This is a genomic window from Histidinibacterium aquaticum (assembly GCF_008710275.1).
GTDB classification, from domain to species: Bacteria; Pseudomonadota; Alphaproteobacteria; order Rhodobacterales; family Rhodobacteraceae; genus Oceanicola; species Oceanicola aquaticus.
In genome coordinates, this window is sequence record NZ_VYQE01000003.1 from 576,883 (window position 1) to 591,495 (window position 14,613).

11 protein-coding genes are annotated in these 14,613 nt (G+C 69.1%); 3 read left to right on the forward strand and 8 right to left on the reverse strand.

Going from position 1 to position 14,613, the window contains the following annotated elements:
• Positions 1-36: 36 nt before the first annotated feature.
• From F3S47_RS12310 to F3S47_RS12335, 6 genes are all read right to left on the reverse strand, one after another.
• A complete protein-coding gene (locus F3S47_RS12310; RefSeq protein WP_150445549.1) occupies positions 37-1,254 on the reverse strand; it encodes an MFS transporter in 1,218 nt (405 codons plus the stop codon).
• 538 nt (positions 1,255-1,792) lie between these two features.
• On the reverse strand, positions 1,793-2,230 hold the full coding sequence (locus tag F3S47_RS12315; RefSeq protein ID WP_150445550.1) for a F0F1 ATP synthase subunit epsilon: 438 nt from the start codon (positions 2,228-2,230) through the stop codon (positions 1,793-1,795).
• Positions 2,231-2,239: 9 nt separating this feature from the next.
• On the reverse strand, positions 2,240-3,661 hold the full coding sequence (gene atpD / locus F3S47_RS12320) for a F0F1 ATP synthase subunit beta (RefSeq protein WP_150445551.1): 1,422 nt from the start codon (positions 3,659-3,661) through the stop codon (positions 2,240-2,242).
• Between the two features lie 18 nt (positions 3,662-3,679).
• Positions 3,680-4,561 carry a F0F1 ATP synthase subunit gamma gene (locus tag F3S47_RS12325; protein WP_150445552.1) on the reverse strand — a complete coding sequence of 294 codons (882 nt, stop codon included), beginning with the start codon at positions 4,559-4,561 and terminating at the stop codon, positions 3,680-3,682.
• Positions 4,562-4,570: 9 nt separating this feature from the next.
• Positions 4,571-6,109 carry a F0F1 ATP synthase subunit alpha gene (gene atpA / locus F3S47_RS12330; protein ID WP_150445553.1) on the reverse strand — a complete coding sequence of 513 codons (1,539 nt, stop codon included), beginning with the start codon at positions 6,107-6,109 and terminating at the stop codon, positions 4,571-4,573.
• Positions 6,109-6,675 carry a F0F1 ATP synthase subunit delta gene (locus F3S47_RS12335; RefSeq protein WP_150445554.1) on the reverse strand — a complete coding sequence of 189 codons (567 nt, stop codon included), beginning with the start codon at positions 6,673-6,675 and terminating at the stop codon, positions 6,109-6,111. Before F3S47_RS12335 ends, atpA begins: the two co-directional genes overlap by 1 nt.
• A gap of 345 nt (positions 6,676-7,020) precedes the next feature.
• Here F3S47_RS12335 and F3S47_RS12340 point away from each other — a divergent pair, with 345 nt between their 5' ends.
• Positions 7,021-7,671: a hypothetical protein gene (locus F3S47_RS12340; protein WP_150445555.1), complete on the forward strand. Its 651-nt coding sequence runs from the start codon at positions 7,021-7,023 to the stop codon at positions 7,669-7,671.
• Here the strand turns inward: F3S47_RS12340 and F3S47_RS12345 are convergent.
• Positions 7,626-8,420, reverse strand: coding sequence for a class I SAM-dependent methyltransferase (locus F3S47_RS12345; RefSeq protein ID WP_150445556.1), 795 nt, complete (start codon positions 8,418-8,420; stop codon positions 7,626-7,628). The genes F3S47_RS12340 and F3S47_RS12345 overlap by 46 nt on opposite strands.
• 62 nt (positions 8,421-8,482) lie before the next feature.
• Here F3S47_RS12345 and gloB point away from each other — a divergent pair, with 62 nt between their 5' ends.
• Together gloB and clpA are read left to right on the forward strand one after the other, a co-directional pair.
• Complete coding sequence (gene gloB, locus F3S47_RS12350; RefSeq protein ID WP_150445557.1) at positions 8,483-9,244, forward strand: hydroxyacylglutathione hydrolase; 762 nt, start codon at positions 8,483-8,485, stop codon at positions 9,242-9,244.
• 196 nt (positions 9,245-9,440) lie between these two features.
• Positions 9,441-11,771 (forward strand): ATP-dependent Clp protease ATP-binding subunit ClpA, encoded by a 2,331-nt coding sequence (gene clpA, locus F3S47_RS12355; protein WP_150445558.1) that lies wholly within the window; start codon positions 9,441-9,443, stop codon positions 11,769-11,771.
• A gap of 76 nt (positions 11,772-11,847) precedes the next feature.
• On the opposite strand, the gene F3S47_RS12360 is transcribed toward clpA, so the two are convergent.
• A complete protein-coding gene (locus F3S47_RS12360) occupies positions 11,848-14,610 on the reverse strand; it encodes a peptidoglycan -binding protein (RefSeq protein ID WP_150445559.1) in 2,763 nt (920 codons plus the stop codon).
• Between the last annotated feature and the right edge of the window lie 3 nt (positions 14,611-14,613).

Consider the following 14,613-nt stretch of genomic DNA (forward strand, 5'->3'; position numbering starts at 1 on the left):
CCCCCGGGGGACCCTACCGGGACGGGGCGGCGGAGACTACGGCGTTTTCGGCACCGGACCGGCGCCCGGGCCGGTCAGCCGCGGCAGGAACGGGAGGATGCAGGCGAGCAGCACCGCGGCGAAGAGGAAGGGCGCCCCCGGCAACCAGAGGCCCTGCCCGTCCGCGTAGGTCTCGAAGACCGCCGTGACGGCCAGCGGCGCGAGCACCGCCGAAACCGCCGCCAGCGCGGCGATCACCCCCTGCACGAGGCCCTGCCTGTCCTCGCCCACGCGATTGGCGGCAAGCGCCGTCATCGTCGCCGGCGCCATGTCCGCCAGGCAGGCGAAGGGCAGGAAGACGAAGACCATCCAGACCTCCCGCGTGACGCCGAAGCCCACGAGCGCCGCCAGCCCCGAGAACAGCGCAAGCCGCAGCGTTCCGCTCTCGCCCAGCAGCCGGATGCAGGGCCGGATCACCAGCCCCTGGGTCACCGCCACGCCCAGGCCGTAGCCCGCGAGGCTCAGTCCGATGGCCGCCGGGGTCCAGCCGAAGAGCGCGGTGAGCCAGAAGGCCCAGATCGTCGGGTAGACCATGTTGGCGAACTCGAAGACGAAGAGCATGGCGAGCGGCAGGGCCAGCTCCGGCACCCGGAAGGCGCGGAGGATTGCGGCAAAGGGGTCCAGATCGGCGCGCCGGAAGGGACGGCGGTTCTGGGGCTTAAGGCTCTCCGGCAGGACGAAGATCCCGAAGAGCGCCGCCGCGCCCGACAGACCCGCCGCGATCCAGAAAGGGGCCGTGACGTGCCAGGTGGCGGCGAGCCCGCCCAGCACCGGCCCCAGGACGAAGCCCACCCCGAAGGCCGCGCCGATCAGGCCGAAGTTCGCCGCGCGGTCCTCCCGGGCCGAGATGTCGGCGATATAGGCCGTCGCGGTGACGTAGGTCGCCCCCGACATCCCCGCGAGCGCCCGGCCCAGGAGCAGGAGCCAGAAGGACCCGGCGAGCGCCATGATGACGTAGTCGAGGGCCAGCAGGGCAAGGGCCGCGACCAGCACCGGCTTGCGTCCCCGGGCGTCCGAGAGCCCGCCGACCGCCGGCGCGAACAGGAACTGGGTGCCTGCGTAGGCGGCCATCAGCAACCCGCCCCAGACCGAGCCTTCGGCCGTCGACCCAGCCCCCACGCGCATCATCAGCTCCGGCAGGATCGGGAAGACGATGCCGATGCCGATCGCGTCGATCAGCAGGGTGAGAAGGATGAAGACCATGGGCCGCGACATGCCAGTCCCATGCGCCCGGGCTTTCCCTGCGTCAAGCTGCGACGCAACGGCGCCGGCCGGCGGTCGAGGCATTCGTTAACCCGGCCGCGCTAGACCTCTCCGCGATCGATCCGCGGGACTCACACCCCCGCGCCATGTGGACATATCGCGGTCGGCCGGCCCCTCGGGGCGGGTCCTTTGCGCATCCGACCCTGGAGGGGGTGACGTCCCTCCACGGCCCATACCGTTCCTTCCCGACCGGAACGACAGCGAGATCGGCCCGAAGGGCCTCCATCCCGGCGCCTCCCAAGGCGACCCGGGCCAAATCCGTGCGCCCTGTTCTTCATCTAGCTCCAAATACCTCCGCCGGAGGCCCCGACGCCAACCCTCCCGCCAAACGGCCGAAACAGCGAGAGCGCCCGCCGGGCCTCCCACCGCCCGGGACCGCCGAAGGCGGGCACGGGCTCATCCAGCGCACCGAAGGCGCACCGCTGTCTCGGACCCCGAACGAGAAACGGCCCCCGAGGGGGCCGCTTTCGTCGCGATCCGGTGGATCGGATCAGAGGTTGGACTGCGAGGGCGAGAGCCCGATGTGGGTGCCCACTGCGACCATGTCCGAGAGGAGCTTGGCGGCGTCGTCCACCGGGCCCGGCTCGTTCTCGAAGGTCTCCTTGGCCTTCTCGTGGGCGCGGCGCGCCTCCTCGATCAGGCGGTCGTAGACCTCCTGGGTCATTTCCTCGCGCGGCAGGGCCTGTTCGGCCAGCACGGTGATGCCCGAGGCGCCGATTTCGGCGAAGCCCCCGGAGACCACGTATTCGTCGGTACCGCCCGAGTGGACGGCCCGGAGGAGGCCCGGCCGCAGGGTCGTCAGCGTCGGCGCATGATCAGGCATCGCCGTCATGTCGCCGTCCGACCCCGGGATCGAGACCTCCGAGACCTCGAGCCGCGCCAGGCGCCGCTCGGGGCTCACGAGGTCGAATGTGAATGCGTCAGCCATTTCAGCTCCTTACGCGGCCGAAGCCATGCGCTCGGCCTTGGCGACGGCCTCCTTGATGCCGCCAACCATGTAGAAGGCGGCCTCGGGCAGGTGGTCGTACTCGCCGGCCACGACCGCCTTGAAGGAGGAGATCGTCTCTTCCAGCGGCACCTGCACCCCGTCCACGCCGGTGAAGACCTTGGCGACGTCGAAGGGCTGGGAGAGGAAGCGCTGGATCTTCCGGGCGCGGGCCACGGTCAGCTTGTCCTCTTCCGAGAGCTCGTCCATCCCGAGAATGGCGATGATGTCCTGCAGCGACTTGTAGCGCTGAAGGATACCCTGCACGTCACGCGCCACCTGGTAGTGCTCCTCGCCGACGACCTGCGGATCGAGGATCCGCGAGGTGGAGTCGAGAGGGTCCACCGCCGGGTAGATGCCGAGCTCGGAGATCGAGCGCGACAGCACGGTGGTGGCGTCGAGGTGGGCGAAGGAGGTCGCCGGAGCCGGGTCTGTAAGGTCGTCCGCGGGCACGTAGATCGCCTGCACGGAGGTGATCGAGCCGGCCTTCGTGGAGGTGATCCGCTCCTGCAGGGCGCCCATGTCCGTGGCCAGCGTCGGCTGGTAGCCCACGGCGGAGGGGATACGGCCCAGGAGCGCCGAAACCTCGGAGCCCGCCTGGGTGAAGCGGAAGATGTTGTCGACGAAGAAGAGCACGTCGGTGCCCGACTGGTCGCGGAACTGCTCGGCGAGCGTCAGGCCGGTCAGCGCGACGCGGGCGCGGGCGCCCGGAGGCTCGTTCATCTGGCCGTAGACCAGCGCCACCTTGGATTCCTCGAGGTTGTCGGGGTTGATGACGCCGCCCTCGATCATCTCGTAGAAGAGGTCGTTGCCCTCGCGGGTCCGCTCGCCGACGCCGGCGAAGACCGAGTAGCCCGAGTGCACCTTGGCGATGTTGTTGATGAGCTCCTGGATGAGCACCGTCTTGCCCACGCCGGCGCCGCCGAAGAGGCCGATCTTGCCGCCCTTGGAGTAGGGGGCGAGCAGGTCGACGACCTTGATGCCGGTCACCAGGATCTCGGAGGCGGTGGACTGCTGGCTGAAGTCCGGCGCCTCGGCGTGGATCGGGCGGCGCTCCTGGGCTTCGACGGGGCCCTTCTCGTCGACGGGCTCGCCGACGACGTTGAGGATCCGGCCGAGCGTCGCGGTGCCGACGGGAACCGAGATCGGCTCGCCGCTGTCCTGCACGGTCTGGCCGCGGACGAGACCCTCGGTGGAGTCCATCGCGATGGTGCGGACGGTCGATTCACCCAGGTGCTGGGCGACCTCGAGCACGAGGGTCTTGCCGTGGTTGTCGGTGGTGAGCGCGTTCAGGATCGCGGGCAGATGCTCGTCGAACTGCACGTCGACGACCGCGCCGATCACCTGGGTCACCTTGCCGGTTGGGTTTGCCATGTTTCGTCTCCGGTTCCCTTAGAGCGCCTCGGCGCCCGAAATGATTTCGATCAGCTCGTTGGTGATGACCGCCTGACGGGTGCGGTTGTACTCGATCGTCAGCTTGTCGATCATCTCGCCGGCGTTGCGCGTCGCGTTGTCCATCGCGCTCATCCGGGCGCCCTGTTCAGAGGCGCCGTTCTCGAGCAGGGCCGAGAAGATCTGTGTCGCCACGCCGCGCGGCAGGAGATCGGCGAGGATCTCCTCTTCGGAGGGCTCGTAGTCGTAGAGCGTCTGGGTGCCCTGCTCCTCGCCCTCATCGGCCTCGAAATCGGCCGGGATGATCTGCTGCGCCGTCGGCTCCTGCGAGACGACGTTGTGGAAGATCGAGTAGAAGATCGTGCACACGTCGAACTCGCCGCCGTCGAAGCGGTCGAGCACGTCCTGGGCGATCTCCTGGGCATTCTCGTAGCCCACGCGCTTCACCTCGGTGAGATCGACGTTGCCGACGAAATACTCGGAGTGGGTGCGGCGCAGCACGTCGCGGCCCTTCTTGCCGACGGTGAGGATCTTCACCGTCTTGCCCTGGCCCAGCAGTTCGTCCGCCCGCGCCTTGGCGAGCTTGGCGATGTTGGAGTTGAAGCCGCCGCAGAGGCCCCGCTCCGCCGTCATCACCACCAGCAGGTGCGTGTCGTCCTTGCCGGTGCCCGACAGCAGCTTCGGCGCGGTGTCGCTGTCGCCCACGGACTTCGCGAGCTGCGCCATCACCGCGTTGAAACGCTCGGCATAGGGGCGCGCCATCTCGGCGGCCTCCTGGGCGCGGCGGAGCTTGGCCGCCGCGACCATCTGCATGGCCTTCGTGATCTTGCGCGTCGACTTGACGCTCTCGATCCGGTTTTTCAGGTCCTTGAGGTTGGCCATCTCAGGTCCTTACTCGAAGTCCTTGGAGAACTCGTCGATCGCGCCCTTGAGCTTGTCCGCGGCGTCGCCCTTGATCTTGGGATCCTCGGCGGTGATCCAGTCGAGGATGTCGCGGCGGTTGTTGCGCAGGTGGTTGAGCAACCCGCTCTCGAAGGCGCCGACCCGGTCGACCGGCAGCTTGTCGAGGTAGCCCTCGGTGCCGGCGTAGATGACGCAGACGATCTCGGCGTTGGTGAGCGGCGAGTACTGCGGCTGCTTCATCAGCTCGGTCAGGCGCGCGCCGCGGTTCAGCAGCTGCTGGGTCGAGGCGTCGAGGTCCGAGCCGAACTGGGCGAAGGCCGCCATCTCGCGGTACTGGGCGAGCTCGAGCTTCACCGGGCCCGCGACCGACTTCATCGAGTTGGTCTGGGCCGAGGAGCCGACGCGCGACACGGACAGACCGGTGTTCACGGCCGGGCGGATGCCCTGGTAGAACAGGTCGGTCTCGAGGAAGATCTGGCCGTCGGTGATCGAGATCACGTTGGTCGGAATGAAGGCCGAGACGTCGCCGCCCTGGGTTTCGATGATCGGCAGCGCGGTCAGCGAACCGGCGCCGTGATCCTCGTTGAGCTTCGCCGAACGCTCCAGCAGGCGGGAGTGCAGGTAGAAGACGTCGCCCGGGTAGGCTTCGCGGCCCGGCGGGCGGCGGAGCAGCAGGGACATCTGGCGGTAGGCCACGGCCTGCTTGGAGAGGTCGTCGTAGACGATGAGGGCGTGCTTGCCGTTGTCGCGGAAGTACTCGGCCATGGCGGTGGCCGCATAGGGCGCGAGGAACTGCATCGGCGCCGGGTCGGAGGCGGTCGCGGCGATGACGATCGAATACTCGATCGCGCCGGTCTCCTCGAGGCGCTTCACCAGCTGGGCCACGGTCGAGCGCTTCTGGCCGACGGCCACGTAGACGCAGTAGAGCTTCTGGCTCTCGTCGTCGCCTGCGGCGTCGTTGTAGCTCTTCTGGTTGAGGATCGTGTCCATCGCGACGGCGGTCTTGCCGGTCTGGCGGTCGCCGATGATGAGCTCACGCTGGCCGCGGCCGATCGGGATCATGGCGTCGATGGCCTTGAGGCCGGTCGCCATGGGCTCGTGCACGGACTTCCGCGGGATGATGCCCGGGGCCTTCACGTCCGCGACGCGGCGCTCGGTGGCCTTGATCTCGCCCTTGCCGTCCAGCGGCTGGCCGAGACCGTCAACGACGCGGCCCAGAAGACCCTCGCCCGCCGGCACGTCCACGATGGAGTTCGTGCGCTTGACGGTGTCGCCTTCCTTGATGTCCCGGTCGGAGCCGAAGATCACGACGCCGACGTTGTCGGTCTCGAGGTTCAGCGCCATCCCTTGGATGCCGCCGGGAAACTCGACCATCTCGCCGGCCTGGATGTTGTCGAGGCCGTAGACGCGGGCGATGCCGTCGCCGACGCTCAGAACGCGACCCACCTCGGCCACTTCGGCATCCTGGCCGAAGTTCTTGATCTGGTCCTTGAGGATCGCAGAGATTTCCGCTGCTTGGATCGCCATTACCGGGCCTCTTTCATGCTGTTCTGGAGATGGGCCAGTTTCGACTTGATCGAGGTGTCGATCATCCTGGAGCCCACTTTGATGACGAGACCGCCAATGAGGCTTTCATCGACGGTCTGGTTGATCTTGATCTTCGCGCCCACGCGCTCCGCCAGGGTCTTGGAGAGCTTTTCGGCCTGGGTCTTGGTCAGGGCCTTGGCCGAGATCACGTCGGCCTGCACCTCGCCACGCTCCTTGGAGAGCATGTCGCGCAGGTCGCGGATCATGTGCGGGACGACGAAGAGACGCCGCTTCTGGGCCATCAGTCCGAGGACGTTGCGGAGCGTCGCGCTCAGCTCCATCTTCTCGGCGACGGCGATGATCGCCTTCTCCTGCGCCTCGCGCGAGTAGATCGGCGAGCGGATCAGGTCACGCAGGTCGGCACTTTCGTTGAGCGCGGCCTCGAGCGTGTCCAGATCCCCGGAGAGCTGATCGAGGGCTCCCTCATCCTTGGAAAGCTCGAAGACGGCGGTGGCATAGCGGTGCGCGATGCCGGTCGAGATCGAAGCTGGTTCGGACACGTCCACCCTTCCGTATCTTGGCCCGGCCCGGCCCGGCAGCATGTGGGGCGGTTCAGGCGGTCTGAGCCGCCCGAAAGCCTTCGGGCCGCGAAATCATCGGCCATGTAGCAGAGGCTCATGGGTGGGGCAACCGCCAAGCCGCCGCCGCAAAGCCTGCGAAAACCCCGTTGCGCAAGGTTATCGCATCGGGGTTCCAAGGTGCGACTCTTTGCACCATCCGGCGGGCATCCGCCCGCCCCCGCGCCCTCCGATCGGCGGGCCTCCGCTGAGGGCGCTCAGTCTTCCAAATGCCGACAAATTCTCGCCGGGATCCGCTCCTAGCGTCCGGGTCCGACACCAGGAAAGACCGGCATGCCATTCGACTCGCTCATCTACGGACTCGTCGCCGCAGGCTTCTGCCTCGCCGCCCTGACAACGCTCCGGCGGATGTCGGGCCGCGCCCCGTCAGGCGGGCCGCGGGAGGTCCACGAGGAGACGGGTCCGCTGCCCGAGTTCTCGGTTCTCGAGACGGCGCCGCCTAGAGACGCGAGCGCCGCCGCCCCGGCCGAACCCGCTGAAACGGTGCTCGCCGAAGAGGTCGAGGAACGGGATCCGCAGGCGGCCGAGGCCTTCAACCTGACGCTCGACATCGATCCCGCCCGGACCGCCGAGGAGGCCGAGGTCGTCTCCCTCCTCGATCCGCGCGACGTGCTCAGCCTGGAGTTCGCCGACCACCCCTCGGGACGGCTGCACGTGGTCCACGGCAGCGCCCGGGCCCAGCTCGATACCGGCATCGCCAGCAGCGCCTGGATCGACGTCTATCTCTCCGACCGCGACCGGCTCACGGCGGAGGACGTCGGGCGCTCCGGCGAGATCCGCGCCGATCTCGCCACCCACATCCTTCGGATCGACCTCGGCAAGCGGCACGAGAAGCGCGACGGCACCGTCGAGGGCGCGATCAACGAGGAGCCGGAGATCTACTTCGACCGCGAGGTCGCCTCGGAGATCGACCACGCGGTCTGACGGCGCGAGGGCTCCGGCGCGGGCGTGCCGATCCCTTCGAGCACCTTGAGCGGACGTTTGACCGCTTCCGAGAGCCCAGGCCGCATGGGCGGCGCGACCTGCTTCGTCGCCTCCACCATCAGCACGCCGCCCGCCTTGAAGACGGGAATGTGCCGCCCCACGCCTTCCATCCAGGCCGCCGACTTGCGCCAGCCCTTCCGGACGCTGGGCGGCTGGTAGAGCGTCGAGACCGCCTGCTCGATCTGGAAGCGGTGGCCGCGCAGCTGGGTCTCCAGCTGGCCCAGCGAATAGGGCCGCCCGTATCCGAAGGGCGTCCGGTCCGAGCGCGACCAGAGTCCCGCCCGGTTGGGAACGATGGCGACCACCCGCCCCTCGGGGGCGAGCACGCGCCAGGTCTCCTCCAGCACCGCCGTGGGATGCTCCGAGGTCTCCAGCCCGTGAAGCAGCACGAGGCGGTCGACCGTCCCCGAGGGAATGGGCCAGAGCGTCTCCTGGCAGAGCACGCTGACGTTGGGCATCCCCGCGGGCCAGGGCATCACTCCCTGCGGCCCGGGCATCAGCGCCACGACCCGGCGGGAGTCCGACAGGAAGGGCCGCAGAAGCGGAACGGCGAATCCGAAGCCCACGACCGTGAGGCCGGTCCGCTTGCGCCACATTCGGCAGAGCTCGTCCCGGATCACCCGCTGGGCCGCGCGGCCGAGCGCGCTGCGGTAATAGAAGGCGCGGAGATCGACCACATCGAGATGCATTGCAGGCGGGGCCCCGTCACGTCACGCTGGGCGGGACCATAGCATCGCAGGAGCAGAGCGCCATGACCCTGGACCTCGTCACGATTCCCTGTCGCAGCGACAACTACGCCTTCCTCGTCCACGACGCCGGAACAGGGGCCACGGCGCTGATCGACGCCCCCGAGGCCGAGCCGATCCAGGCCGAGCTGCAGTCCCGCGGCTGGACCCTCTCGGAAATCCTTCTGACGCATCACCATACCGACCATGTCGAGGGGCTGGAGCCGCTGCGCCCCGGTGCGCGGGTGATCGGCGCGGGCGCCGACGCCCACCGCCTTCCCCCACTCGACATCGCGGTCGCCGAGGGCGACACCCTGACCGTCTGCGGCGAGCATGTCGCGGTCCTCGACGTCTCGGGCCACACCGTCGGACACATCGCCTTCCACTTCCCCTCCTCCGGGTACGCCTTCACCGCCGACAGCCTCATGGCGCTGGGATGCGGGCGTGTCTTCGAGGGCACGCCGGAGCAGATGTGGGGCAGCCTGCGAAAGCTCCGCGCGCTGCCGCCCGAAACCGTGATATGCTCGGGACACGAATACACGGCCAACAACGCCCGGTTCGCCCTCACTATTGAACCGGACAATCCGCAGCTTATCTCTCGTGCACGGGCCGTCGACGAGGCCCGCTCCCGGAACCAACCCACTGTTCCCTCGACCCTCAAGGAAGAGCTGGAAACGAACCCCTTCCTGCGCGCCGACGAGCCCGGACTGAAGTCCGCGATCGGCATGAGCGACGCGTCCGACGTCGAGGTCTTCGCCGAAGTCAGAGCCCGCAAGGATCGCTTCTGATTCAGGGCTGTCGCAATTTGCGGCAACCTCCACGCCCGCCCCCGCGTTCACATGTCCGGGCAGGCGATGTGAACGGCGGCGGACAAAAAAGTCCTTGAAGGATCGCAGTCGAAAGCGAACTTTAAGGTTACGAGGCCACGGTCGGATGGGGCGCCAATTGCCCTGCTCCGACCCCGAAGCGAAAGGAGCACGCACCGTGCCGTCTTTCTCGACCACCCTTGAGCAGTCCATTCACGCCGCGCTGGCGCTCGCCAACGCGCGCCGCCACGAACTGGCCACGCTGGAGCACCTGCTCCTCGCCCTGATCGACGAACCCGACGCCGCCAGGGTGATGAAGGCCTGTTCCGTTGACCTGGACGAGCTCCGCCGCGCGCTCGACGAATTCATCGACGAGGATCTCTCGACCCTGGTGACAGAGGTCGAAGGGTCCGAGGCCGTGCCGACGGCCGCCTTCCAGCGCGTGATCCAGCGCGCCGCCATCCATGTCCAGTCCTCCGGCCGCACCGAGGTGACCGGCGCCAACGTGCTCGTCGCGATCTTCGCCGAGCGCGAGAGCAATGCCGCCTACTTCCTGCAGGCGCAGGACATGACCCGTTACGATGCCGTTAACTTCATCGCCCACGGGGTCGCCAAGGACCCGGCGTTTGGCGAGAGCCGCCCCGTGCAAGGCTCCGCCACCGATGCGGAGGACGAGACGGTGGCAAGCTCCAGCGAGGGCGGCGACAAGGAAGAAAGCGCGCTCGGCAAGTACTGCGTCGACCTGAATGCCAAGGCGCGGCAGGGCGACGTCGATCCCCTCATCGGCCGCGAGCACGAGGTCGAGCGCTGCGTGCAGGTGCTCTGCCGCCGCCGCAAGAACAACCCGCTGCTCGTGGGCGACCCGGGCGTCGGCAAGACCGCCATCGCCGAGGGCCTCGCCCGCAAGATCGTGGGCGGCGAAGTGCCCGACGTGCTCTCCGGCGCGACGATCTTCTCGCTCGACATGGGCGCGCTACTCGCCGGCACCCGCTACCGCGGCGATTTCGAGGAGCGGCTGAAGGCCGTCGTCACCGAACTCGAGGAGCATCCCGACGCGGTTCTCTTCATCGACGAGATCCATACCGTGATCGGCGCCGGCGCGACCTCCGGCGGGGCCATGGACGCCTCGAACCTCCTGAAGCCCGCGCTTCAGGGCGGCAAGCTGCGCTGCATGGGCTCCACCACCTACAAGGAGTTCCGCCAGCACTTCGAGAAGGACCGCGCGCTCAGCCGGCGGTTCCAGAAGATCGATGTCACCGAACCCACGGTCGACGACAGCGTGAAGATCCTGCGCGGCCTGAAGCCCTATTTCGAGAAGCACCACTCGATCAAGTACACCAACGACGCGATCAAGTCGGCGGTGGAACTCTCCGCGCGCTACATCAACGACCGCAAGCTGCCCGACAAGGCCATCGACGTGATCGACGAGGCCGGCGCCGCGCAGCACCTGGTCGCGGAATCCAAGCGCCGGAAGACCATCGGTCCGAAGGAGATCGAGGCGGTCGTCGCCAAGATCGCGCGCATCCCGCCCAAGAACGTCTCGAAGGACGATGCGGAGGTGCTCAAGGATCTCGAGGGCTCGCTCAAGCGGGTGGTCTTCGGCCAGGATCCGGCGATCGACGCGCTCTCCTCGGCGATCAAGCTGGCCCGCGCGGGCCTGCGCGAGCCGGAGAAGCCGATCGGCAACTACCTCTTCGCCGGCCCCACCGGCGTCGGCAAGACCGAGGTCGCGAAGCAGCTGAGCCAGATCCTCGGCGTCGAGATGCTGCGCTTCGACATGTCGGAGTACATGGAGAAGCACGCGGTCTCGCGCCTGATCGGCGCGCCTCCGGGCTACGTCGGCTTCGACCAGGGCGGCCTGCTGACGGACGGCGTGGACCAGCACCCGCACTGCGTGCTCCTGCTCGACGAGATCGAGAAGGCGCACCCGGATGTCTACAACATCCTGCTGCAGGTGATGGACCACGGCAAGCTGACCGACCACAACGGCCGGACGGTGGATTTCCGCAACGTGGTCCTGATCATGACCTCGAACGCGGGCGCGCAGGAGCAGGCGAAAGAGGCCATCGGCTTCGGCCGCGACCGGCGCGAGGGCGAGGATACGGCCGCCATCGAGCGGACCTTCACGCCCGAGTTCCGCAACCGTCTCGACGCGGTCATCAGCTTCGCCCCTCTGCCGAAGGACACGATCCTGCAGGTGGTCGAGAAGTTCGTCCTCCAGCTCGAGGCCCAGCTCATGGACCGCGGCGTGTCCATCGAACTGACCAAGGATGCGGCCGCCTGGCTCGCCGACAAGGGCTACGACGACAAGATGGGCGCCCGTCCCCTGGGCCGCGTGATCCAGGAGTACATCAAGAAACCCCTCGCGGAGGAGCTGCTCTTCGGCAAGCTCGCCAAGGGCGGACTGGTCCGGGTGGCCGTCAAGGACGGCGAGATCGACCTGCAGGTGCAGGAGCCCGGCCAGCGGCAGCTCTCCTCGAAGAAGCCGCCGCTGCTCACCGCGGACTGAGGTCCGGCACCGGTCTGAACGACAAAAGCCCCCGCCATCGGCGGGGGCTTTTCTTTGTGCGGGTCGTGACCCTGCCCTAGCGCTCGGTCAGCTTCAGCTCGATCCGACGGTTCGCCTGGCGCGCCGCGGCGCTGTCGCCCTCGACCAGCGGCTGGTACTCGCCGAACCCGTTGGCGGCGAGCCGTTCGGGCGGGAAGCCCAGGAAATCCTCCATATAGCGCACGACGGCGAGCGCCCGGGCCTGGCTAAGTTCCCAGTTGTCCTCGTAGGCCGCGCCGGGGTTCAGCGGCACGTCGTCGGTATGCCCGTCGACGCGGATCACCCAGTCGATGTCCGGCGGGATCTGGTCGGCGATGTCGCGTAGCAGGTCCGCGATCCCCGCGATCTGCTGGCGGCCCGCCTGGCTGAGTTCGGCGCCCGCGGGCGGGAAGAGAACCTCGGAGGAGAAGACGAAGCGGTCGCCCTCGATCCGCACACCTTCGCGGTCCTCGAGCAGGGCCCGAAGTTCGCCGAAGAAGTCCGAGCGATAGCGCTCCAGGCTCTCCGCCTCCTGCGCCAGCCGCGCCGCCTCGGCCTCGGCCAGCCGCCGGGCCTCCGCCTCGGCCTCGCGCTGACGGCGTTCGGCCTGGGCGGCGCGGGCGAGCGCGGTGTTGAGCTGCTGCCCCAGTGCCTCGAACTGCACGTCGGCGGCGCGGTCCTCTTCCTCGGCCATGTTGAGCAGGGTCTGGAGCGAGCCAACCTGGTCGCGGAGCTGGGCCACCTGCTCGTTGAGCAGAGCGACCTGCCGCTGGGATTCGGCCGAGAGCGCCTCTTCCTCGGTCAAGGCGCGGTTGGCCTGCGCCAGCAGGCGCTCGCGGCGCTCGGCGTCGGTCAGCCGGCGCTCGGCGAGACCCTCGGCCTCTTCGGCGCGCGCCAGCGCATCGGAGAGGCGGGCGCGAAGATCGTCGCTCCGGGCCTCGGTCTGGGCGACGGCCTCCTCGGCCTGCGACTGCGCGAGGAGCGCCTCGGCCAGGCGGTCCTCCAGCGTGGCGCGGTCGGTGCGGCGGTCGGCTGCCTCGGTGCGGGCCGCCTCGAGCTCGGCCTGCAGCGCCTCGCGGGCCATGACGGCGGAGGCGAGCCGCTGCTCGACCTCGGCGATCTCCGTCTCGCTGTCGGCCAGCGCCTCTTCCAGCGCGGCGCGGGCGGCGTCCAGATCGGCCTCGGCGGTTTCCTGAGCAGTCAGCGCCGCGGCGAGCCGGGTGGAGAGGTCCTGGACCCGTGTCTCGGTCGTGGCCTGAAGCTCCGCCACCTCCTCCTGCGCCGCGTCGCGCTCCGCGGCGAGTTCGGTCGCGCGGGCCTCGCTCGCGGCGAGGGCGGCGGTGAGCTCGGCCTCGGCGGTCTGGCGGGCAAGCAGTGCGTCGGCGAGACGCTCCTGCATCTCGGCCTCGGTCGCCTCCGCTTCGGCCAGCGCCTCGTCGAGGGCGGTCCGGGCGGCCTCCAGCTGGTCCTCCGCCGTCGTGCCCTGCGCCAGCGCGGCGGCCAGCCGGACCGAGAGGGACTCGGCCTCGGAGCGGGCCGCCGCGAGTTCCTCCTGCATCGCTTCCTGCCCGGAGACGGCGGCGGCGAGACGGGCATCGAGATCCTCCACCTCCGCCTCGGCGCTCTCGGCGCGGCTCACGGCCTCCCGCTGGGCCAGCAGCGCAGTTGCGAGGCGGCTGTCGAGATCGTCCCTGCCGGACCGCATGGCGGCGAGGGACTCTTCGGCGGCGGCCAGCTCTTCCTCGGTCGAGTCCACGAGGTCGAGGGCCGCCAGCAGCCGCGCGTCAAGCCGGTCGCGGTCCTCGGCAACCGCAGACATGCGCTCGCGCAGTTGATCCTGCAGCACCATCGCCGCGGCCAGTTCTTCGTCGACCTCCGCCTTGGCGGACTCGGCGGCCGCGAGGAGCGTCAGGGTCTCCTCGGCCTCGCGGCGCTGTTCCTCCAGCGCCAGGGTCATCGCGGTGAGTTCTTCGTCGGCGTTCGCGAGCCGTTCGCGCAGGGCCTCCGCGGCGGCGGCTTCTGCCAGCCGCTCTTCCTCCAGTTCGGTCAGACGCTCGGCATCCTCGGCGCGAGCGGTGCGCAGCTCGGCCAGGGCCTCGTCGCTCTGGGACTGTTCGCGGCGCAGGTCCTCGACCAGCGCCTGAAGCGCCTCGCGGCGGGCAGCGGCGAGACGGGCCGCCTCGGTGCTCTCGTCGATCTCGTCGCGGGCCTGGGCCAGGGCGAGGTTCAGCTGCTCCTGTTCGGAGAGGAGCTCCTCCTGCCGGGCCTCGGCGGTCTCGGCCCGTTCTTCCAGCGCCGCGATCCGGTCCCGGGCGTCGGAACGGTCGGCGAGCAGCCCCGCCACCTCCGCCTCGAAGGCGGTGATCTGCTCGGCCTGCTCGTCCACCGTGGCCTGCGCCGTGTCGCGTTCGCGGCGAAGTCCGGCGACCTGGGCCTCGAAGCCGGTGATGCGGGAGCGCGCCTGCTCCAGCGCCTCGGCGCGGTCGGCGAGGTCGGACTCCAGCGCGGCGATCCGAGACTGCGCGGCGTCCCGCGCCTCTCCGGCGGCGTCGAGCGAGGTCGTGAGGCTGCCAACCCGTTGCGCGAGGCCGGCGGAGCGGTCGCGCTCGAGTCCCAGCGCGTTTGACAGCGAGGCGACCTGGTCGGTCAGTTCCGAGATCCGGTCGTCCTGGCCGGTGATGGTCTCGCGCAGGGTGAACTGCAGGACCATGAAGATCGTGATGACGAACATCAGGACCAGTAGAAGGCCGGTCATCGCGTCGACGAAGCCCGGCCAGATCGACGCCTGGAACCGTGCGCCCGATCTGCGGCTGAGCGCCATCGC